Origin of the sequence: Rathayibacter sp. AY1C6, from assembly GCF_002931535.1 — a bacterium.
GTDB lineage: Bacteria > Actinomycetota > Actinomycetes > Actinomycetales > Microbacteriaceae > Rathayibacter.
Map to the genome: position 1 here is coordinate 16,868 of NZ_PSWC01000016.1, position 19,623 is coordinate 36,490.

Sequence of the window (19,623 nt, forward strand, 5' to 3'; positions counted from 1 at the left end):
CCCTGGAGCCGCCGCGATGGCCCTCGCCTCGAAGACCCCTGCCCGCCCGCACGCCGAGCCCACCGTGATGACGGCGCTGCGCACCCCCCGCATCCTGACCCGCGAGGTCCTCGCCGGCCTCGTGGTCGCGCTCGCGCTCATCCCCGAGGCGATCTCGTTCTCGATCATCGCGGGCGTGGATCCGCGGGTCGGCCTCTTCTCGTCGTTCGTGATGGCCGTGTCGATCGCGTTCCTCGGCGGACGTCCCGCGATGATCACCGCCGCCACGGGCGCCGTCGCCCTGGTGATCGCCCCCGTCGCCCGCGACTACGGGATGGACTACTTCATCGCGACGGTGATCCTCGCGGGCGTGTTCCAGATCGTGCTCGGGCTGCTCGGAGTGGCGAAGCTCATGCGCTTCATCCCCCGCAGCGTGATGGTCGGATTCGTGAACGCGCTGGCGATCCTGATCTTCTCGGCGCAGATCCCCAACCTGATCGGCGTGCCCTGGCTGGTCTACCCGCTGGTCGCCGTCGGCATCGTGATCATGGTCGTGATGCCGCGCCTGACGAAGGCCGTTCCGGCGCCTCTCGTCGCCATCGTCCTCATCACCGCGGCGGTCGTCGTGACGGCGGTCGCCGTCCCCACCGTGGGCGATCAGGGCGAGCTGCCCCGCAGCCTCCCCGAGCTGTTCCTGCCGAACGTACCGCTGACCTGGGAGACCTTCACGACCATCGCGCCGTACGCCGTCGCGATGGCGCTCGTCGGACTCCTCGAGTCGCTGATGACCGCGAAGCTCGTCGACGACATCACCGACACCCCCTCCCGCAAGACCCGCGAGTCGCTCGGGCAGGGCGCCGCGAACGTGCTCTCCGGCCTGTTCGGCGGCATGGGCGGCTGCGCGATGATCGGCCAGACGATGATCAACGTGAAGGCGTCCGGCGCCCGCACCCGCATCTCGACCTTCCTCGCCGGCGTGTTCCTCCTGATCCTCGTCGTCGCGCTCGGCGACCTCGTCGCGATCATCCCGATGGCCGCGCTGGTCGCGGTGATGGTGATGGTCTCGGTGGCGACGTTCGACTGGCACAGCATCCGCCCGTCGACTCTGAAGCGGATGCCCGTGGGCGAGACGGTCGTCATGATCGCCACGGTCGTCGTGGTCGTCCTCACCCACAACCTGGCGATCGGAGTCGTCGTCGGCGTCCTCGCCGCCATGGTCGTCTTCGCCCGCCGGGTCGCCCACTTCGCCACCGTCGAGCGCACCCTCTCGGCCGACGGATCGACGGCCCACTACACGGTCACCGGCGAGCTGTTCTTCGCCTCCAGCAACGACCTCACCACGCAGTTCTCCTACGCGGAGGACCCTGCGCACGTCGTGATCGACCTCTCCGGCTCCCACATCTGGGACGCCTCGACCGTCGCCGCGCTGGACGCCGTCACGACCAAGTACGAGCGCCACGGCACCCGCGCCGTGATCGCGGGCATGAACGACGCCTCCACCCGGATGCACGGCCGCCTCGCCGGGAACCTCGGCGCGGGGCACTGAGGGTCGGGGCTGCGGGACCGCGGCGCACGCCGGGGTCGATGCGTCACGAACGGTCGTCACGGGCGCGGGAGAGGGGCCGTTCGTGACGCATCGATCCCGAGGGGGCGGGGCGGGAGGGCGAGCGGGCGGCGCTAGACGCGCACGGGTGCGACGGAGGCGCGGCGGATCAGCCGCGTCTCCAGCTCCATGCGGGTGGCCGAGGCTCCCGAGGCGAGCGGGGTCGCCGACCGGTGCGCCTGGTGCAGCATCCGGAAGGCGATGGCGCCCATCTCGCCGATGGGCTGCTGGATCGTGGTCATCGGCGGGGTCGCCCAGGCCGACTCCTCGACGTCGTCGAAGCCGATGACGCTGAGGTCTCGCGGGATGCGGAGGCCGGCGTCGTCGGCGGCCTCGTAGACGCCGAGCGCCATCACGTCGGAGCAGGCGAAGAAGGCGGTCGGCGCGTCCGGCTCGGCGAGCATCAGCCCGGCGGCCTCGCGGGCCAGCTCGCGGTCCCAGTCGCAGTAGGCGACGCGCGGATCCTCGACTCCGGCGGCGCGGAGCGCGGTGGTGAAGCCGTCGATCCGGGCGCTGCTGTAGAGCTGGGTGCGGGTGCCGCCGAGGACGCCGAAGCGGGTGTGGCCGGCGTCGAGCAGGTGCTCGGCGGCCATGCGGCCCCCGTCCCAGTTGGTCGCGCCGACGCTCGCGACGTCGGCCGGCGGCCGCGTGCTGGGGTCGACGACGACGACGGGCAGCTCGGCGGTGGTCAGCAGGTGCAGCTGCGCGGCCGAGACGTTGACCAGCACCACGATGGCGCCGAGTGAGGGGCGGCGGAGGAGGCGGCTGATCCAGGCCCCGTCGTCGCGGGCGCGGGTGAGCACCAGGTCGGCCCCGGCGGCGGAGGCCTCGGCCTCGATCCCCTCGAGGACCGGTCCGATCCAGGTGCCGCCGATGTGGCCGACGACGACGTCGACGATCTGGGCGGAGTGCGGATCCTCGACCGGCGGGCGCAGGCGCGGTCGGCGGCGGTAGCCGAGCGCGTGCGCCGCCTCCATCACGCGCAGACGGGTCGCCTCCGAGACGTCGGTGCCGCCGTTGAGCACCTTCGAGACGGTGGGGACGCTCGTCCCGGCGCGCTCGGCGATGAGCGCCATGGTCGGGCGGGTGGTCGCTCCGGAGACGTCGTCGTGGTCGGGCATGTGCTCACCGTAGCGGATGCCGACTTTCGCAACTAGCTCTGCGGCAGGACGGCTTGCTCCCGCCGGGAACCGCGGTGCATGATGGTCGGACGCCGGGGCTCCCGCGCAGAAGTTGCGCAAGTCCTGTTCGATGACGAACCGCGGAGCGATCCGCCCGCACGTGAGGACGACGATGACCGACCACTCCCCGACCACTCCCGGCAAGACGGCCCTCGTCGTCCGAGGGGGCTGGGACGGCCACCAACCGGTCGAGGCGACCGAGCTGTTCCTGCCGTTCCTCCGCGACAACGGCTACGACGTGCGCGTCGAGGAGTCGACCGCCGTGTACGCCGACGAGGCCTACATGCGGACGGTCGACCTGATCGTGCAGTCGAACACGATGACCTCCATCCAGTGGGAGGAGTTCCTGGGCCTCCGCGCGGCGGTCGAGCGCGGCACGGGCCTCGCCGGCTGGCACGGCGGGATCGCCGACTCCTACCGCGACAACTCCGACTACCTGCAGCTGATCGGCGGCCAGTTCGCCTCGCACCCCGGCAAGCACCCGGACGAGCGCACCGGCGAGCAGTCGGACAACTACATGCCGCACACGATCGAGATGACGGCCCTCGCCGCCGACCACCCGATCACGCAGGGCATCTCCGACTTCGAGCTGGTCACGGAGCAGTACTGGGTGCTGCACGACGACTACAACGACGTGCTCGCCACGACCACGCAGGCCGTCCGCCCGTGGGACCCGTGGAAGCGCCCCATCACCTCCCCCGCGATCTGGACCCGCCTCTGGGGCGAGGGCCGCATCTTCGTCTCGACGCCGGGCCACCGCGTCGAGATCCTCCAGGACGACAACGTCCGCACGATCATCGAGAGGGGAATGCTGTGGGCGTCCCGCTGAGAGTCGGCATCATCGGCGTCGGGAAGATCAGCGAGCAGTACCTCGCGAACCTCCCGACCTTCCCCGGCCTCCGCCTCGTCGCGGTCGCCGACCTGAACCAGGAGCGGGCGCAGCAGGTCGCCGACGAACAGGGCGTCCGCGCCCTCACCGTCGACGCGCTGATCGACGACCCGGAGATCGACGCGGTGCTGAACCTCACGATCCCGGCGGCGCACGTCGAGATCGGCACCCGCGCCCTGAAGGCGGGCAAGCACGTCTTCGCCGAGAAGCCGCTCGGGCTGACCCCGGCCGAGGCCGCGCCGATGCTCGACCTCGCGGACGAGCTGGGCCTGCGCTTCGCGAGCGCTCCGGACACGGTGCTCGGGACCGGCGTGCAGACCGCGCGCCTCACCCTCGACTCCGGCGCGATCGGCACCCCGATCGCCGCGCAGGTGCACTGGGCCGCTCCCGGCCACGAGCGCTGGCACCCGGCGCCCGAGTTCTACTACCAGCCCGGCGGCGGCCCGCTGCTGGACATGGGCCCGTACTACCTGACGGCGCTCGTGCACTTCTTCGGGCCGGTCGTCCGCGTCACGGGCCTGGCCACCCGCTCCGACCGCCCGCGCACGATCGAGACCGGGCCGAAGGCGGGCACGCCGATCGAGGTGACGATCGACACGCACATCACCGCGCTGCTCGAGCACGCGAGCGGAGTCGCCACCACCGTCACCGTGAGCTTCGAGGTCTGGCGCAGCCGGGCCCCGAAGTTCGAGGTCTACGGCACCGAGGGCACCATCTCGGTCCCGGATCCGAACATGTTCTCGGACCCGGTCGAGGTCGCCGTCCGCGACGAGGACTGGCGGGTCGTCCCCGACTCCGCCGGCGTGATCGACACCGGTCGCGGAGTGGGACTGGCCGACCTCGCGGAGGCGATCGCGGAGGACCGCCCGCACCGCGCCTCCGGCCGCGTGGCCCTGCACGTGCTCGAGATCATGGACGCCGTGCTCCGCTCGAACGAGGAGAAGGCGGTCGTGACGATCGCGAGCACCGCCGAGAAGCCCGACGTGATGCCGCTGCGCACGGCGGGCTCGATCGGCGCCTGACAGCGCCGGGGGGCGACGACGGGAGGCGGGGGATCGCCGCCAGCGCGTCGCTCCCCGTTCGGGGGTGACGGCGGGGGGCGAAGCCGTAGACTCGGCGGATCGACGGTCCTCAGCCGCCGTCGCACGCGGAGGGGGATCGGCCGTGGCAGTCGGCTTCCGGCGGAGCGGAGAGCTCCGTGCCCTCACACGCCCCCGGCTCCGGGCGGCCGGGGACCCGCTCTCCCCCGAGGACCACCGCTCCCGGCTGTCCGGTTGGCTCAGCATGCCCGGCGGGCCGGGTCTCGTGCGCCCCTCCGCCCTCGCTCCGGCGTGGGAGGCGCCCCTGCTCCGGCTCGTGCGCGCCGGGGCGCCGGCGGAGGACCTGCACGAGGCGACCACCGGCTCCCCCGAGGGCTCGCGCCTCGCGGCCGTCGTCGAGCTCGTCCGCGACGCCCTGCACTCCGCGGACGACGATCGCGCTCTGCGGCTCACCGGCTGGCTGGTGCGCATCCGCTACGACCCGTCGGCCGACTCCTTCCTCCGCCGCTACGGGATCGCGCTGACCGTCCGCCTGCCGCTGAGCGGCGGCCTCGACGTGGAGGTGCCGCTCGACGCCCCGGCGCTGCGCCTGCTCTACGCCGAGCTGACGGCACCCACGGATCCGGCCGCGGCTGCCGTGGCGGTCGAGACCCTGGAGCCGTCGACCCTCGCGGCGTCGACGCTCGCCTCCCTCTACTCCGCCCGCCGACGCTGGAGCGACGTGGCCGAGTTCTCGGCGCCCGTCGAGAACGTGGACGCCGCCTCCGCCGCGGTGCTCATCCGCCGCGGCGTCGCTCTTCGCGAGCTCGGCGTGATCGAGGGCGCCCTCGAGGCGTTCGACCGGGTGGTGCGCCCGACCGTCACCAGTGCGCGGCCCGTGGAGCTGCGGGCGGAGGCGCTGCTCGAGCGCGCGAGCACGCTCCTCTCGGACGGGCGCACGGCTCCGGCTCGGCGCGATCTGGAGCGCGTGCTCTCCCGCTACCCGGACAGCGCCGCGGCGCACGAGCTGCTGGCGGTCACCGGGCGCTGACGCGACGGAGGGGCGCACCCTCTGCAGGATGCGCCCCTCCGGGGAGTGCGTCGGCTCAGTGCGTCGGCTCAGTGCGTCGGCTCAGTGCGTCGGCTCAGCCCTCGGCCTTCGAGGGCTTGCCCTCGGCGGGCAGGACCTCGTGCGGGGTGTCGCGCTCGTCCTCGCCCTCGGCCTGCGACGGCTTGTCGGACTGGTCGTCCGGGTCCTCGACGGGGCTCGGGGTCTGGTCGGTCATCGGAGTCCCTCCGGCTCGTCGGACGTGGCGGACGGCTCGGGGTGCGCCTCGAACTCCATCCAGGCGCGGTCCAGATCGGCCTGCGCCGACTCGGGCTCGCTGGCGAAGTAGCCGTCGTAGATCGCGCGGCCGCCGTGCTCGGGCAGGTCGTCGCGACCGCCGAAGGCCTGCGCGAAGCGGCCGACCTCGTCGTCCCTCTTCTGCTGATCCCGCAACCAGGCGGGGAAGGTCTGCGTCATGGTGACACCTCTCTCTCCTGCCCTCCAGCCAATCGCCCGCCGCGGATCCGGGCAAGCCCTTCCGCCGCGGGCCCCGAGGGGCCAGGCTCCGCCCTGGAGGGGACGGGCTCCGCCCTGGAGAAGCGGCGCTCCGCCCTCTAGAGGACATGTCCGCTACAGGGCGCCCCGCCCCCGCCGCGGAGGAGAGCCGGCCCCTAGCGTGAGCCCGTGACCGACCCCGCTTCTCCGCGCCCCGCCCGCACCGCCGCGGGTCTGCGCCGCACTCTGCTCGCTCTGACCGCGACCGTCGCGCTGCTCGCCGGCACTGCGGCCCCCCTCGCCTCCGCCGAGCCGGACCCGGTGCCGGTCGGGAACGACCACCTCGCCAACGGCGTCGCCGCCTGGGGGCGCTACCTCAACGGGGAGTGGGACGTGCCGGCGGGCATGTCCGACCTCACGGACGTCGCGAGCAGCTACAGCCACACCCTCGCGCTCCACACCGACGGCACCGTCGAGGCCTGGGGAGCGGATCTGGAGGGCGAGCGGGACGTGCCGGCCGGGCTCCGCGAGGTGACGGCGATCTCGACCGGGTACCTCCACAGCATCGCCCTCACGATGGAGGGGACGGTCGTCGCGTGGGGCGACGACCGCCAGGGCCAGACCGACGTCCCGGCCGGACTCGGCGGCGTGACCGCCGTCGCCGCGGGCAGCTACCACACCCTCGCTCTGCGGGGCGACGGGACCGTGGCGGCCTGGGGCTCCGATCAGTTCGGAGCGACCGACGTGCCGGCGGGTCTCTCCGGAGTGGTCGCGATCGCCGCGGGCGGCTGGAACAGCCTCGCGCTGCGCGCCGACGGGACGGTCGTGGCGTGGGGCGGCGACGACAGGGGCGCGTACACCGCCCCGGCGGGCCTCCGGGACGTCGTCGCCGTCTCGGTCAGCTACTCCCACAGCCTCGCCCTGAAGCGGGACGGCACCGTCGTCACCTGGGGCGACCCCGCCGACTCCGGCTTGCCGCGGGTCCCCGCCGATCTCGGCGGCATCACCGCGATCGCCGCCGGCATCGGCTTCAGCGTCCTGCTGACGTCCGACGGCACCGTCGTCTCCCTGCACCCCGACGGCGACACGGAGCTGGACGTCCCGGCCGGGATCACGGGCGCCACCGGCATCGCGGTCGGCTTCAACCACGCCTTCGCGATCGGCCCGCTGCCGACCCTCACCGCCGACACCGCCGAGACGCTCGTCAAGACCGGGACCCGCTACTCCGCGACCTTCACGGCGTCCGGCCCGGCTGCGACCTTCGAGGTCTCGTCCGGCGCCCTTCCCGCGGGGGTGGCCCTCTCGCCGGAGGGCGTCGTCTCGGGCAGGCCGACCACCGCAGGCGACTCCACCTTCACGGTGAGCGCGCGGAACGCGTACGGCACCACGGCCGGCGTGCCGCACACGGTCACCGTGGTCCCCGCGAACACCCCGCCCGTCGTGACGGTCGCCTCCGCCACCGACGGCGCCTCCTACGAGAAGGGCTCGGAGCCGAGGGCCGCCTGCGCGATCACGGATGCGGAGAGCGGAACGTTCAGCGAGGAGGCCGTCGTCACCGGCACGCTCGTGAACGGCCTCGGCACCCGCACGGCGACCTGCACCTGGACCGACCCCGGAGGACTGACCACGACCGCCGCGGCGACCTACCGGATCGTCGACACCGGCGTCCCCACCATCACCGCGACGACCGCGCCGGCGGCTCCGAACGCCGCGGGCTGGTTCCGCTCCCCCGTCTCCGTCGGCTTCTCCTGCGCCGACGGCAGCGGCTCCGGGATCCGCAGCTGCACCCCCGCGCGGATCCTGCGCGAGGGCCCCGGCCAGAGCGTCACCGGCACCGCCGTCGACAACGCGGGCAACCGCGCCACGACGACCCGCAGCGGCATCGCCATCGACACCACGAAGCCGCAGCTCTCGTTCACGTCGAGGCCCGAGGGGTCCTACCCCTACGGCACGGTGCTCCCGGAGGCGCGCTGCCTCGCGGACGACGCGCTCTCGGGCCTCACCGGCGCCTGCGTGATCACGGGCGGCGGCCGCTCCGTCGGTCCGCACGTGTACCGGGCGACCGCGACCGACCGGGCGGGCAACGTCTCGACCCTCACCGCGTCCTACACCGTGACCCCGTGGACGATCGGCGGGCTCAGCACCTCGGTGAAGAGCGTGGCCGCCGGAGCCGCGACCGGCATGACGTTCCAGGTGACCTCGACGTCCTCCGCGGGAACGTTCCGCCACTCCGCCCTCGCCGACGTGCGCAGCGTCACGCAGAAGCAGACCTCCTGCACCGCCGGCGCCGTCCTCGCCGGAGCGCCGACGACCACCCTGACCGGACGCCTCCGCTACGACACCGCGACGAACCGCTACGTGAAGGCGTGGACGGTGCCCGCGAAGCGGGGCACCTGCTGGACGCTGACGGTCACGACGGCGGACGGCAGCACGGGGAGCGCCCGGTACTCGGTGAAGTAGCGGCGCCGGACGGCCGCCGCGGTCCGGTCAGGCTCCCGCCGCGGCGTACCGCTCCGCGAGCACGCGGAACGCGGCGGCCAGCTCGGGCGGCTCGGCCCCGGCCATCGGAGCGTCGAACCGGCCGAACGACGCGGCGAGCGCCTCCCACGACCAGGCGCCGAGGGCGAGTCGGCAGCCCGCGTCGCCGAGGTCCTCCACCTCCCCGTCGCCCGCGTAGGGCAGGACTTCGGCGGCGGGCGCCGTCAGCACGACCGAGCCGCGGCACGGCCACCCCTCCCCGGGCGCTCCGCCGCGGAACCGCGCCTCCAGGAACTCGGCGGGACTCCGGACCGGCAGCGCCCGGCGGCGGAAGCGGGCACCGCGGGGCGAGCGCGGCTCGAGCCGGTCGACGCGGAACACCCGCCAGTCGTCGCGGTCGAGGTCGAAGCCGATGAGGTACCAGCGGCCCTGACGCGCGACCAGGTGGTGGGGCTCGACGCGGCGCACCGCCTCCGCGTGCGCGAAGCGGAGCACCTCGCAGGTCCGGACGGCCGCCGCGACCGCGACCAGCCGCTCCGAGGGGACCGCGGGGGCCGGCGCCGCCGCGACCGTGAAGCGCAGCGCATCAGCTCGGGGCCGGAGCCGGGCGGGCAGGACCTGCCGCACCGTCGCCAGCGCGCGGGCCGACGCCTCCTCGAGCCCCGCGACCGGCGCGCGCAGGGCGGCGGTGAGGGCGAGCACCTGCTCGTCGTCGAAGAGCAGCGGCGGGAGCTCGGCGCCGGCCTCGAGCCGGTACCCGCCGTCGGGGCCCTTCGCCGCGTCGATCCGGTAGCCCATCGTGCGGAGCCGGTCGACGTCGCGACGCACCGTGCGCGGCGCGATCCCCAGGCGCTCGGCGAGCACTCCGCCCGGCCAGTCGCGGCGGGTCTGCAGGAGGGAGAGGAGCAGGAGGAGCCGCTCGGTCGTCGTGGGCACGTCCCGAGGGTATTCCGAGAAGAGGACCGTTCCCGTCCTCTTCTCCTGGGAGCGTCGGGGCACCGGGTGATCGACCCGGCACGACTGCGAGGAGCGCACCATGAGCATCACCACGACGACCCACCTCAACTTCCGCGGACAGGCCCGCGAGGCGCTGGAGTTCTACGCCTCGGTCACGGGAGGCCGGGTCGACGCGATGTCCTACGCGGACGCGAACGCTGTCACCGCGCCGGACGAGGCCGACCAGCTGATGTGGGGCCAGGTCGTCTCCGAGGCCGGCTTCCGCGTCATGGCGTACGACGTCCCTGCGCACACGGCTTACGACCCGGGCACGATCCCGGTGTTCGTGTCGCTGCGCGGCTCCGACGCCGACGAGCTGCACCGCCTCTGGGACGGCCTCTCGGAGGGGGCGGCAGTCGTCGTGCCCCTGGCCCCGGCGGCCTGGTCGCCCCTCTACGGGATGCTGCGCGACCGCTTCGGAGTGACGTTCGTCGTCGACCTCGAGGTCGCCTGGGGCTGAGGCCCGCGGGCTCGGCGGCGGGGCGCGTCCCACTGCGGACGCGCCGGCCGCCGACTCGGTACGCTCAGCACCGGATCCGGTCGGAGGGACGCTGCATGCTGGAGACGATCTCCGAGGCCCTCTCGCTGGTCACCCTCCCCCTCGGCGTGCTGTTCCTGCTCGCTGCGTTCGTCGCGGCGCTGATCGACGGACGCTGGCTGACGACGACCGCCTACCTCGAGGAGGGTCCGCCCCTCGCGCTGCACTGGGTGACCCGGGCCGGCGAAGTCCGGTCGCGTCCGCTGTCCGCCGGGGACCCGCTGACGCCGACGCGGTCGGACCAGCGGGAGGTGCACTACCGCGAGGAGGATCCGCACCGCATCCGCCTGCACCGGTGGAGCGACGCGGTGCGGGCCCTGCGCCTGACCGGCCTGATCCTGCTCGGGGCAGGCGTCGTCCTCGGGATCCTGTCGACGGTGCTGGCGGTCCTCTCCTAGGCGGCGCCCCGTGCGCGAGGATCGGACCCGTGGATGCGGAACGGGTTCTCGGAGACGGTCGGGCCGACGGGGTGTGGTGCCGGCTCGGGGAGCCGCTGACCGTCGCGCAGATCGCGCGCGGCGGGCCGGCGTGGCTGTGCCTGGACGCGCAGCACGGCGCGTTCGACGACGCCGCGGTCCTCGCCTCCCTTCGCGCACTCGGCGCCGTGAGCGGGAGGCCGCCCGTCGGCGTCCGGGTCGCGGGGCTCTCCGACGCGCTGATCGGCAGGGCGCTCGACGCCGGAGCGGACGTCGTCGTCGTCCCGATGATCGAGACGGTCGAGGAGGCGCTCGCGGCCGTCCGCGCCGCGCACTACCCGCCGCTCGGCCGCCGCAGCTGGGGGCCGATGTCCGATCTCTGGGGCGCCGCTCCCCCGTCGGCCGCCGAGGCGCTCACCGCGCTCTGGGTCATGATCGAGACGCAGGCCGGCCTCGACGCCGTCGATCGGATCCTCGCGGTGCCGGGCGTGAGCGGAGTCTTCGTCGGCCCGTTCGACCTCGCGATCGGCCTCGGACGGGACCTGTCCGACCTGCTCGCCGCGGACGGACCGGACGACCCGCTGCCGAGGATCGCCGCGGCGGCCCGGCGCGCGGGCAAGGGTGCCGGGGCCTACGCCGGCGACCGCGAGCGCGCCGGGCTGCTGCGAGCGCTGGGCTTCCCGAGGGTCGCGGTCGCGACGGATCAGTCGCTGATCGCGCTCGGCACCGCGGCGGCGCTCGACGCGGACGCCGCCGACTCCGGCTGCTGAGCCCGAGGCCGGGAACGGGGCCGGACGCCGGTCACCGGCGAGGGCTTCCGCCGGGGGGACGCACGGGCTCCGGCGGCTCGGGGACGAAGCGGAGGCCGCCGGCGGAGTTCGCGAGATCGGTGAGCGCCGAGATCCAGGCGGGGTTGATGCGGGGCATGCGGCCGCCGGCGTAGGTGTAGCGGAGCGTGTGCGAGGGGTGCAGCCAGATCGCGCTGCGGCCGTCGCTCATCCCGTTCTCGTCGCGCCAGGTGAGCAGGCACGACTCCCCCCGGCGCAGCTTCGCGGTGAGGACGATCTGCAGGTGGGCGAGCACCCGGTCCTCGACGTCGATCTCGACCGATCCGTCGTAGTGCAGCTTCCCCATCGGCGTCTCCCGGCCTCGTCCTCGGAGGACGGGCGCGCCTCCGGCCCACCATCCTCGGGTGTCGTCCAGTGACCAGTTCGGGGCGGCGACAACCAGCGGAACAGCTGGTATCGGCGGATCCGCTGGTCTCGACGGGGCGGGGCTCAGGCCGGCGGGTTCGCCGCCATGAAGTCGCGCATCGGCAGCAGGTTCTGGAGGGGCGCGAAGTACCCGAAGCGGGGCAGGTCGAAGACCACTCCCGCGACTCCGGAGGATCCCATCGCCGCGATCCACTCGAGCGCGGCCGGCATCGGCACCTTCAGCACGCGCGACGCGTCCTCGTCGGAGAGGCCGGCGTGCAGCGCCCCGGCGCGGGCGCGCTCCCCCGTGGTGAAGGCGAAGACCATCGGCCCCGACTCCAGGCCGCCGACGAAGGGGGTGGGCGCGTCGTCCGGCCCCCGCGCGATGAAGCACCACATCGGCAGGGCGTAGACGCTGCGCCAGAGCGCGTCCATCGCCGCGAAGCTCTCGGGGTCGGCGCGCAGGGCCTCCGCCCGGGCGTCGATCTCGACGGTCTGATCCATGGGGCTCCCCTCGGCGCCGGCGATCAGCGCGGACCTCCACGCTAACGATGCTCCCGCTGGGCCGCACCCGCGATCGATCCGTCAGCAGCGGCCCGTCCCGGCGGAGGGCACGGGCCGCGGACGACGGATGGACGCGGCGGCGGCCCGCTCAGGCCGTCGCGTGCAGCGCGTCGATCCGTCAGCAGCGGCCCGTCCCGGCGGAGGGCACGGGCCGCGGACGACGGATGGACGCGGCGGCGGCCCGCTCAGGCCGTCGCGTGCAGCGCGGCGTACGCGCCGCCCGTCGCGAGCAGCTCATCGTGCGTCCCCTGCTCCACGACGCGCCCCTCGCTGAGCACCACGATCCGGTCGGCCGTGCGGACGGTGCTCAGGCGGTGGGCGACGATCAGCGTCGTGCGCCCCTCGCGCAGCCGGTCGAGGGCGAGCCGGACCTCGCGCTCGGTGCGCGGATCGAGTGCGGCGGTCGCCTCGTCGAGCACGAGCAGACGGGGGTCGCGGATCAGGGCCCGCGCGATCGCGAGGCGCTGGCGCTGGCCTCCCGACAGCAGGGCGCCCCGCTCCCCCACGACCGTGTCCCAGCCGTCGGGCAGCTCGAGGACGAACTCCGCGTTCGCCGCCCGCAGCGCCGCCTCGAGCCGGTGGTCGTCGGCGTCCGCTGTCCCGTAGAGCACGTTGTCGCGGATGCTGCCGCGGAAGAGCACCGACTCCTGCGGCACGACCGAGACGAAGCGGCGGGCCGTGCGCATGTCGAGGGCGGCGATGTCACGGCCGTCGAGCAGCACGCGGCCCTGCGAGGGGCGGACGAATCCGAGGACCACCCGGGTCAGCGTCGACTTCCCCGAGCCGGAGGGGCCGACGAAGGCCACGGTCTCCCCCGGGGCGATCCGGAGCGACACGTCGTGCAGCACGCGCCGGTCGCCGTAGTCGACGCTCACCCGGTCGAGCTCGACTCCTCCGGCGAGGGCGTCGACGACCGGCTCGCCCTCGTTGTGCTCCACGTCGGGGTCCGCCAGGACCTCGGCGATCGAGCGGCGCGACTCGAGGCCGCGGGTGACCAGCGGAGCAGTCTGGAACGCCGCCGTGATCGTCCCGGTGAGCAGCGCGAAGTAGGAGCTCAGCAGCACGACCTCGCCGACCGTCACCGGCAGGACGCCCATCATCGCGATGACGGCTGCGCCGAAGAGCGAGCCGAGCGTGATGAGCTGGTAGCTGCTCCACGACAGCGCCCCGAAGCGCCCGTTCAGGCGGTCGAGGGCGACGCCCGCCCGCTCGACGCGGCGGGCGGCCTCCACCACCCGCTGGACCGAGACCTTCTCGAGGCCGTGGGCGCGGGTGACCTCGAGGAGCGCGGACATCTCGCCGACGGTGCCGGACATCGTCTCGACGTGGCGCCGGAACGCCTCGTTGCCGGCCGCTGTCCGCCGACGGAGCCAGAGCACGAGTGCGGCCGCGAGCGGGACGGTCAGCGCGAACACCAGCAGGAACTGCGGCACCCTCGTGCCCGTCGCCACTCCGGCTCCGACGAGCACCACCAGCGCTGTCAGCACCGGCCCGAAGGCCTGCTGCAGCATCAGCTCGAGGTTCTCGACGTCGCGCACCACCTTCGTCTGGGCGATGGAGGCGCTGCCTCGCGAGTGGTAGTCGAGCGAGAGGCTCTGCAGCCGCTCGGCGAGCGCCTCCCGCAGCCGCAGGCCCAGCGCGCGGACGGCGGACGAGGAGAGCCGCACGTAGACCGCGTTCGCCCCGATGTTCGCGAAGATCGTCGCCGCGGCGGCCGCGGCCGGCACGACGAGCGCCGATGGCGACCGGCCGTCGACGAGGGCGTCGACCACGGCGGCGGTGACGAGCGGCAGGATCCACAGCGGGCTGTCCTTGACGACGTAGGCGAGCGCCGCCCCGACGACCCGGTGCCGCGACGGGCGCAGGGCCGAGCGGAGCGGATGCTCGGAGGAGATGCCGCTCACGGCACGAGGGCGGGCTCGCGCGCCGCCGCCGTCGATCGGAGGATCAGGGCGGCCGCGCCGATCAGAGGCCCCTCCCCGCCGAGCCCGGACGGGCGGACGTCGAGACCGCGGGCGTAGTCCAGGACAGCGTGCTCCCGGGCGCTCGCCTGCACGAGGTGGAGGTAGTCGCGGGTCACGCCCGCGAAACCGCCGCCGACGGCGAAGTCGTGCACGTCGAGCAGGGTCGCCGCGCCCGCGATCGCCGTGCCGACGGCCTCGGCGGAGCGGCGGACCGCGGACAGGGCCACGGCGTCGCCGTCCGCGGCCGCGCGCCCGAGCTCCTCCCCGGTGCTCCCGGCGAAGCCCCGGCGCCGGGCCCAGGCGACGGTGCTCGGTCCGGAGGCGATGCTCTCGAGCGTCCCGTCGCTCCCCTCCTCGGGGTCGGCGTCGGCGACGTGCACCTGGCCCAGGTGGCCGGCGTTGCCGGAGCGGCCCGCCAGCACCCGGCCGTCGAGGACGATCCCGCCGCCGATCCCGGTCGACACGACGAGGCTCACCGAGGAGACGGCGCCCCGGTTGGCCCCGTACCAGTGCTCGGCGAGGGCGATGCAGGTCCCGTCGAGGCGCAGCTCGACCGGCCGACCGGGCACGAGCCGCTCGAGCGCCTCCCGGAGCGGGACGCCGTGGAGCAGCGGGAGGTTCTTCGGTCGGATCCGGCCGCCGTCGAGGTCGATCGGCCCCGCGGATCCGGCGCCGACGCCGACGACGTCCGCCCCGGCCGTCGAGGCGGCGACGCACTCCGCGAGCGCCCGCTCGAACTCCTCAGGAGTCAGGGCGGGGCCGGTCGCGCGCCGGTGCCGCGTGCCGGGCACGAGCCCGCCCCCGGCGTCGACGAGGGCGGTCTCGATCTTCGTGCCGCCGACGTCGACGGCCAGGGCGGGCTGCGTGCTCACCGCGGATCAGGCCCAGTCGGCGACGAGCTGGTTGGCCGTGCGCAGCACGCTCGGCGACACCAGCGCCTCGGTGTCGAGACCGGAGCCGCGCACCGTGAAGACGACGCTCTCGCCCGGCAGCAGCGTGACCAGCTGGTCGTCGACGACGGCGGACGGGTCCACCTTGTCGACCAGGAGGGTGACGTCGCGCACGAGGTTCTCGGCGGTGACGGTCACCTGCACTCCGCCCTCGACGGGGGCGGCGCTCGTGCGCAGGCGCGCGGCCTCCAGGGCGGAGTCGCGGTACTCGGCGAAGAACCAGAACGCGCGCGTCCCGGCGAAGTCGACGACGAGCAGCTCGGCGGCGGCGTCCTCGGGCGTCGCCACGCCGGACCCGATCGGCAGGGTGCGCACCGAGCGCGCCCCGACCGCGAGCTCCTGCCGCTCCTCCGCCAGCACCGTCCCGTCGAACGCCAGGCGGCGCACGACGCACTCGCCGGCCCACTCCTCGGGGGAGTCGCCCACGGCGACCACGGCGAGCCCCTCCCCGCGCGGCTGCACGGTGAGCAGACGGTCCTCGAAGACGTGCTTGAGCGCGTAGAGGAGCGGCTTGGCGGTGCCGTCGCCGTCCACCGCGGCCCACGAGGTGACCGGCCAGCAGTCGTTGAGCTGCCAGACGATCGAGCCCATGCAGCGCGGGCTCTCGGAGCGCTGGTGCTCGATCGCGAGCGTCACCGCGAGCGCCTGGTTGAGCGACATCGCCCAGTGCCAGTCCTCCGTGTCGTCGGGCAGCGGGAGGTGAGCGACGAGACCGTCGGTCAGCTTGTCGTTGCCGTCGGTCGCCTTCTGGTGGTGGATCATCCCGGGCGACTCGGGAGTCAGCGGCGAGTCCGAGATCGAGCGCTGGATGGTCGACCACGACGCCGGCCCCTGCCAGCCGAACTCGGCGACGAATCGCGCGTGGGCGTCCCGGTAGGCGGGGTAGTCGACGCGGTTCCACAGCTCCCAGAGGTGCACGGAGCCGTGGTCGAGGTCGTTCGCGAAGATCTGCGGGTCGCCCGACCAGGGGCTCCCGGGCGTGTACGAGCGCGCCGGGTCGAGCTCGGCGACCAGGCGCGGGAGCAGATCGAGGTAGTAGCCCAGGCCCCAGGTGCGGCCCTGGAGGCGCTTCTCCCAGCCCCACTCCTCGAAGCCCCAGATGTTCTCGTTGTTGCCGTTCCAGAGCGCGAGGCTCGGGTGCGGCATGATCCGCGTGACGTTGTCGCGGACCTCCGCCTCGACCTCGCTGCGGAGCGGCTCCTCCTCCGCGTAGGCCGCGCAGGCGAAGAGGAAGTCCTGCCAGACGAGGATGCCGCGCTCGTCGCAGAGGTCGTAGAAGTCGTCGGACTCGAAGTAGCCGCCGCCCCAGATGCGGAGGAGGTTGAGGTTCGCGGACTCGGCCTGGTCCATCCTGCGGGCGAGGCGCTCGCGGTCGACCCGGGTGATGAAGGCGTCGTCCGGGATCCAGTTGGCTCCGCGGATCCAGACGGGCTCGCCGTTGACGACGAAGCGGAACGAGGTGCCCTCGTCGTCGCGGTCGAGCTGCACCTCCAGGGTCCGGAAGCCGATCCGCTGGGAGCGCTCGTCGATGACGGCTCCGCCCTGCAGGAGCGCGACCTCGAGGTCGTGGAGCGGCTGCCCGCCGAAGCCCCGCGGCCACCAGAGGGCCACGTCGGCCGCCTCGAGGTGGAGGACCGCGGTGCGCTCGCCACCGGGGACGCTCGCCACGGCCTCCGCGCCGGCGACGGAGGCGCGCACCTCCACCTCGGCGTCCGAGGCCCGGTCGAGCCCCACGTGCAGCTCGACGCGGCCGGTCGTCCCGTCGACCGTGACCACGGGGCGCACCGAGGCGAGGCGCGCACCGCTCCAGGCCTGGAGGGTCACCGGCTTCCAGATGCCGGCGGAGGCGGCGTCCAGCCCCCAGTCCCAGCCGAAGTTGCAGGCGGCCTTCCGCAGGGCGTTGAAGGGGTGGGAGTAGGTGTGCGGCCGGTAGCCGATCTCGAGGCTCGCTCGGTCGGCCTCGGCGACGGGCGAGGCGAAGGCGACGACCAGCTCGTTCGCCCCCTCCTGCAGAGCCTCGTCGACGCGGATCCGGTAGGTGCGGTGCTGGTTGCGGGTGCGGGCGATCTCGCGCCCGTTCAGCGTGACGACGGCCACCGTGTCCAGGCCCTCGAAGACGAGCTCGTGCACGTCGCGGCCGTCGGGGGCCCAGTCGAACGAGGAGGAGTACTCCCAGTCCGTCTCGCCGATCCAGGTGACCTTCTTCTCGTTCTGGTCGAGATAGGGGTCGGGGATCAGCCCGGCCGCGAGCAGATCGGTGTGGACGAGGCCGGGGACCACCGCGGGGACGACGGCCGAGACCAGCTCGGCGGGGATCGGCCCGCGGGTCGCGCGGACACTCCAGCCGTCGTGCAGCGGACGGCTGGTGGCCGCCGCGGTGCGAGGAGTGGTGTCGAGGGTGTGGGTCACTTCGTAGCTCCTGATGTCAGTCCGTTGTAGATGAAGCGCTGGAGGAAGAGGAACGCGATCAACGTCGGGACGATCACGAGGATCGTGCCGGCGGCGATGACCTCCCACTGCGCCCCGAAGGGCCCCATGAAGCGGAAGAGGGAGGTCGAGATCACGCCGAGGTCGCGGGAGGGCATGTAGAGGAAGGGGATGTAGAACTCGTTGTAGACCGCGATCCCCTTGATGATCACCACGGTCGCGATCGCGGGCTTCAGCAGCGGGAGCACGATCCGCCAGTACACGGTGAAGCGGCTCGCTCCGTCGAGCATCGCGGCCTCGTCCAGCGAGACCGGGATCGACTGCATGAACTGCAGGAAGATGTAGATCGCGACGATGTCGGTGCCCGTGAACAGCAGGATCGCCGACCAGCGGGTGTTGAAGAGGTCGAGGGCGTTGATCACCTGGAACGTCGCCACCTGCGTGGTGACGGACGGGACCAGCGTCGCGAGCAGGAAGAGCCCGGTCACCATGCTCCGCCCGCGGAAGCGGAACCGGTCGATCGCGTAGGCGGCCATCGTGCCGATCAGCACGGTGCCCACGATCGAGACGACGAGGATGATCCCGGTGTTGAGGAACCCGGTGACCATCCCGCCCTGCGTGAAGGCGATGGCGAAGTTCTCGAGGTTGAACCAGTTCGAGGGCGGCGTGAGCGGTCCGGTGCCCCGGTACTCCGCCGAGGTCTTGAACGCGAGCATCACGATCGTGACGATCGGCACGAGAGCGAAGAGGCAGGCCACGATCAGCGAGCCGTACTTCCCGATCGAGCCGAGGACGGATCCCGCCGACCGGCGGGTGCGCCGCTCCTTCACGGCCGCCTGCCGCGTCACCGGGAGACCGGTGACCGCCGGGGGGCGCTGCTGGGTGCTGGTCATTCCTGGCTCGCCTTCTCGTCGGGGAACACGCGCCGCTGCACGGCCGTGATGATCAGCACGATCGCCAGCAGCACCACGGCCATCGCCGACGCGAGGCCGACCTTGGAGTAGCGGAAGGCGGTGTCGACGGTCTGGATCACGAAGGTCTCGGACCCGTTCGCGCCGCCGGTCATGATGTAGGGCATCTCGAAGGCCGAGAGCGCCCCGGCGATCGCGAGGATGAAGGACAGCCCGAGGATGCGCCGGATGCTCGGCACGATGATGTAGCGGAACTTGTCGAACGCGCTCGCGCCGTCGAGATCCGCCGCCTCGTACTGCTCCTCCGGGACCGACTGGATCGCACCGAGGAACAGCACGAAGTTCAGCCCCATGTAGCGCCAGACCGAGGTGGCCGCGAGGGACACGTTGACGACGGAGGGGTCGCCGAGCCACTGCGGGGTGTCCTGCACGCCGAAGACGCCGAGCACCGCGTCGAGCGTTCCGTCCGGGCGGAAGAAGTAGAGGAACATCAGCCCGATGGCGACGCCGTTGATCAGGTAGGGGAAGAAGATGACGCCCTTGAAGAAGTTGCGGAACCGGGTGCGGAAGCTCAGCAGCGTCGCGAAGAAGAGGGCGAGGCCGAGCTGCGCGATCGCGCCGGCGAGGTAGAACAGGCTGACGAAGAAGACCCGGAAGATCTCGGGCCGCGTGAAGATCTCGACGTAGTTCTCGAGGCCGACGAAGGTCTTGTCGGGGTCCAGGCCGTCCCAGTCGGTGACGCTGTACCAGAACATGTTCGCGACCGGGATGTACGTCAGCACGACCAGGAACGCCAGCGGGACCGCCAGGAAGAGCCAGGGGGTGATGCGCCTACCGGTGAGGCGCTGCCGGCGGCGGGGCCGGATCCGCTTGCTCGCTCCGACCTCGATGGGCGGAGCGTCGGTGATCGCCATGGTCGATCCTTCCGTCGTTCGGGGGTGCAGGAGCGGTGGGGCTCCGAGGGAGGGGGCG

Annotated in this window: 19 protein-coding genes; 8 read left to right on the plus strand and 11 right to left on the minus strand. The window is 73.3% G+C overall.

Going from position 1 to position 19,623, the window contains the following annotated elements:
* Positions 1-16: 16 nt before the first annotated feature.
* Positions 17-1,525, plus strand: a complete 1,509-nt coding sequence (locus tag C5D36_RS10810) for a SulP family inorganic anion transporter (RefSeq protein WP_104295811.1) — start codon at positions 17-19, stop codon at positions 1,523-1,525.
* Between the two features lie 131 nt (positions 1,526-1,656).
* On the opposite strand, the gene C5D36_RS10815 is transcribed toward C5D36_RS10810, so the two are convergent.
* Positions 1,657-2,703: a LacI family DNA-binding transcriptional regulator gene (locus C5D36_RS10815; RefSeq protein ID WP_104295812.1), complete on the minus strand. Its 1,047-nt coding sequence runs from the start codon at positions 2,701-2,703 to the stop codon at positions 1,657-1,659.
* 172 nt (positions 2,704-2,875) lie between these two features.
* On the opposite strand from C5D36_RS10815, the gene C5D36_RS10820 reads away from it, so the two are divergent.
* The 3 genes from C5D36_RS10820 (at position 2,876) to C5D36_RS10830 (ending at position 5,722) form a co-directional block, all read left to right on the plus strand.
* Complete coding sequence (locus tag C5D36_RS10820) at positions 2,876-3,592, plus strand: ThuA domain-containing protein (protein ID WP_104224320.1); 717 nt, start codon at positions 2,876-2,878, stop codon at positions 3,590-3,592.
* The gene (locus C5D36_RS10825) at positions 3,577-4,674 is read left to right on the plus strand and encodes a Gfo/Idh/MocA family protein (RefSeq protein ID WP_104295813.1); all 1,098 of its coding nucleotides are present in this window, start codon (positions 3,577-3,579) and stop codon (positions 4,672-4,674) included. The genes C5D36_RS10820 and C5D36_RS10825 overlap by 16 nt, the downstream gene beginning before the upstream one ends.
* Positions 4,675-4,936: 262 nt before the next feature.
* On the plus strand, positions 4,937-5,722 hold the full coding sequence (locus C5D36_RS10830; RefSeq protein ID WP_104354956.1) for a tol-pal system YbgF family protein: 786 nt from the start codon (positions 4,937-4,939) through the stop codon (positions 5,720-5,722).
* Positions 5,723-5,816: 94 nt separating this feature from the next.
* On the opposite strand, the gene C5D36_RS16855 is transcribed toward C5D36_RS10830, so the two are convergent.
* Together C5D36_RS16855 and C5D36_RS10835 are read right to left on the minus strand one after the other, a co-directional pair.
* A complete protein-coding gene (locus tag C5D36_RS16855) occupies positions 5,817-5,957 on the minus strand; it encodes a hypothetical protein (protein WP_181028825.1) in 141 nt (46 codons plus the stop codon).
* Entirely contained in the window at positions 5,954-6,196 is a 243-nt protein-coding gene (locus tag C5D36_RS10835; protein ID WP_104227148.1) for a hypothetical protein, read from the minus strand. The genes C5D36_RS16855 and C5D36_RS10835 overlap by 4 nt, the downstream gene beginning before the upstream one ends.
* Before the next feature lie 207 nt (positions 6,197-6,403).
* Between C5D36_RS10835 and C5D36_RS10840 the strand changes: the two genes are divergently transcribed.
* A complete protein-coding gene (locus C5D36_RS10840) occupies positions 6,404-8,674 on the plus strand; it encodes a PxKF domain-containing protein (RefSeq protein ID WP_104295815.1) in 2,271 nt (756 codons plus the stop codon).
* 27 nt (positions 8,675-8,701) lie between these two features.
* On the opposite strand, the gene C5D36_RS10845 is transcribed toward C5D36_RS10840, so the two are convergent.
* The gene (locus C5D36_RS10845; protein WP_258062919.1) at positions 8,702-9,628 is read right to left on the minus strand and encodes a YafY family protein; all 927 of its coding nucleotides are present in this window, start codon (positions 9,626-9,628) and stop codon (positions 8,702-8,704) included.
* A gap of 100 nt (positions 9,629-9,728) precedes the next feature.
* Between C5D36_RS10845 and C5D36_RS10850 the strand changes: the two genes are divergently transcribed.
* From C5D36_RS10850 to C5D36_RS16865, 3 genes are all read left to right on the plus strand, one after another.
* Complete coding sequence (locus C5D36_RS10850) at positions 9,729-10,148, plus strand: VOC family protein (protein WP_104224302.1); 420 nt, start codon at positions 9,729-9,731, stop codon at positions 10,146-10,148.
* 95 nt (positions 10,149-10,243) lie between these two features.
* Positions 10,244-10,624, plus strand: a complete 381-nt coding sequence (locus tag C5D36_RS16860) for a hypothetical protein (RefSeq protein ID WP_181072858.1) — start codon at positions 10,244-10,246, stop codon at positions 10,622-10,624.
* A 29-nt stretch (positions 10,625-10,653) separates the two neighbouring features.
* Positions 10,654-11,412, plus strand: a complete 759-nt coding sequence (locus C5D36_RS16865) for an HpcH/HpaI aldolase/citrate lyase family protein (protein WP_181072860.1) — start codon at positions 10,654-10,656, stop codon at positions 11,410-11,412.
* 31 nt (positions 11,413-11,443) lie between these two features.
* Here the strand turns inward: C5D36_RS16865 and C5D36_RS10860 are convergent, their stop codons facing one another.
* The 7 genes from C5D36_RS10860 to C5D36_RS10890 form a co-directional block, all read right to left on the minus strand.
* Positions 11,444-11,776, minus strand: coding sequence for an ATP-dependent DNA ligase (locus C5D36_RS10860; protein ID WP_104295817.1), 333 nt, complete (start codon positions 11,774-11,776; stop codon positions 11,444-11,446).
* 143 nt (positions 11,777-11,919) lie between these two features.
* Positions 11,920-12,339, minus strand: a complete 420-nt coding sequence (locus tag C5D36_RS10865) for a hypothetical protein (protein WP_104224305.1) — start codon at positions 12,337-12,339, stop codon at positions 11,920-11,922.
* A gap of 245 nt (positions 12,340-12,584) precedes the next feature.
* A complete protein-coding gene (locus tag C5D36_RS10870) occupies positions 12,585-14,303 on the minus strand; it encodes an ABC transporter ATP-binding protein (RefSeq protein WP_104295818.1) in 1,719 nt (572 codons plus the stop codon).
* A complete protein-coding gene (locus C5D36_RS10875; protein ID WP_104238483.1) occupies positions 14,300-15,235 on the minus strand; it encodes an ROK family protein in 936 nt (311 codons plus the stop codon). The genes C5D36_RS10870 and C5D36_RS10875 overlap by 4 nt, the downstream gene beginning before the upstream one ends.
* A gap of 6 nt (positions 15,236-15,241) precedes the next feature.
* Positions 15,242-17,722 (minus strand): glycoside hydrolase family 2 protein, encoded by a 2,481-nt coding sequence (locus C5D36_RS10880; protein WP_181072862.1) that lies wholly within the window; start codon positions 17,720-17,722, stop codon positions 15,242-15,244.
* The gene (locus C5D36_RS10885) at positions 17,719-18,633 is read right to left on the minus strand and encodes a carbohydrate ABC transporter permease (RefSeq protein ID WP_104295819.1); all 915 of its coding nucleotides are present in this window, start codon (positions 18,631-18,633) and stop codon (positions 17,719-17,721) included. Before C5D36_RS10885 ends, C5D36_RS10880 begins: the two co-directional genes overlap by 4 nt.
* The gene (locus C5D36_RS10890) at positions 18,630-19,565 is read right to left on the minus strand and encodes a carbohydrate ABC transporter permease (RefSeq protein WP_104234025.1); all 936 of its coding nucleotides are present in this window, start codon (positions 19,563-19,565) and stop codon (positions 18,630-18,632) included. The genes C5D36_RS10885 and C5D36_RS10890 overlap by 4 nt, the downstream gene beginning before the upstream one ends.
* Between the last annotated feature and the right edge of the window lie 58 nt (positions 19,566-19,623).

Coding starts and splice junctions, on each gene's coding strand:
- C5D36_RS10810 (WP_104295811.1), top strand. CDS start 17: ATGGCCCTCGCCTCGAAGACCCCTGCCCGCCCGCACGCCGAGCCCACC.
- C5D36_RS10815 (WP_104295812.1), bottom strand. CDS start 2,703: ATGCCCGACCACGACGACGTCTCCGGAGCGACCACCCGCCCGACCATG.
- C5D36_RS10820 (WP_104224320.1), top strand. CDS start 2,876: ATGACCGACCACTCCCCGACCACTCCCGGCAAGACGGCCCTCGTCGTC.
- C5D36_RS10830 (WP_104354956.1), top strand. CDS start 4,937: ATGCCCGGCGGGCCGGGTCTCGTGCGCCCCTCCGCCCTCGCTCCGGCG.
- C5D36_RS16855 (WP_181028825.1), bottom strand. CDS start 5,957: ATGACCGACCAGACCCCGAGCCCCGTCGAGGACCCGGACGACCAGTCC.
- C5D36_RS10835 (WP_104227148.1), bottom strand. CDS start 6,196: ATGACGCAGACCTTCCCCGCCTGGTTGCGGGATCAGCAGAAGAGGGAC.
- C5D36_RS10850 (WP_104224302.1), top strand. CDS start 9,729: ATGAGCATCACCACGACGACCCACCTCAACTTCCGCGGACAGGCCCGC.
- C5D36_RS16860 (WP_181072858.1), top strand. CDS start 10,244: ATGCTGGAGACGATCTCCGAGGCCCTCTCGCTGGTCACCCTCCCCCTC.
- C5D36_RS10860 (WP_104295817.1), bottom strand. CDS start 11,776: ATGGGGAAGCTGCACTACGACGGATCGGTCGAGATCGACGTCGAGGAC.
- C5D36_RS10865 (WP_104224305.1), bottom strand. CDS start 12,339: ATGGATCAGACCGTCGAGATCGACGCCCGGGCGGAGGCCCTGCGCGCC.
- C5D36_RS10885 (WP_104295819.1), bottom strand. CDS start 18,633: ATGACCAGCACCCAGCAGCGCCCCCCGGCGGTCACCGGTCTCCCGGTG.
- C5D36_RS10890 (WP_104234025.1), bottom strand. CDS start 19,565: ATGGCGATCACCGACGCTCCGCCCATCGAGGTCGGAGCGAGCAAGCGG.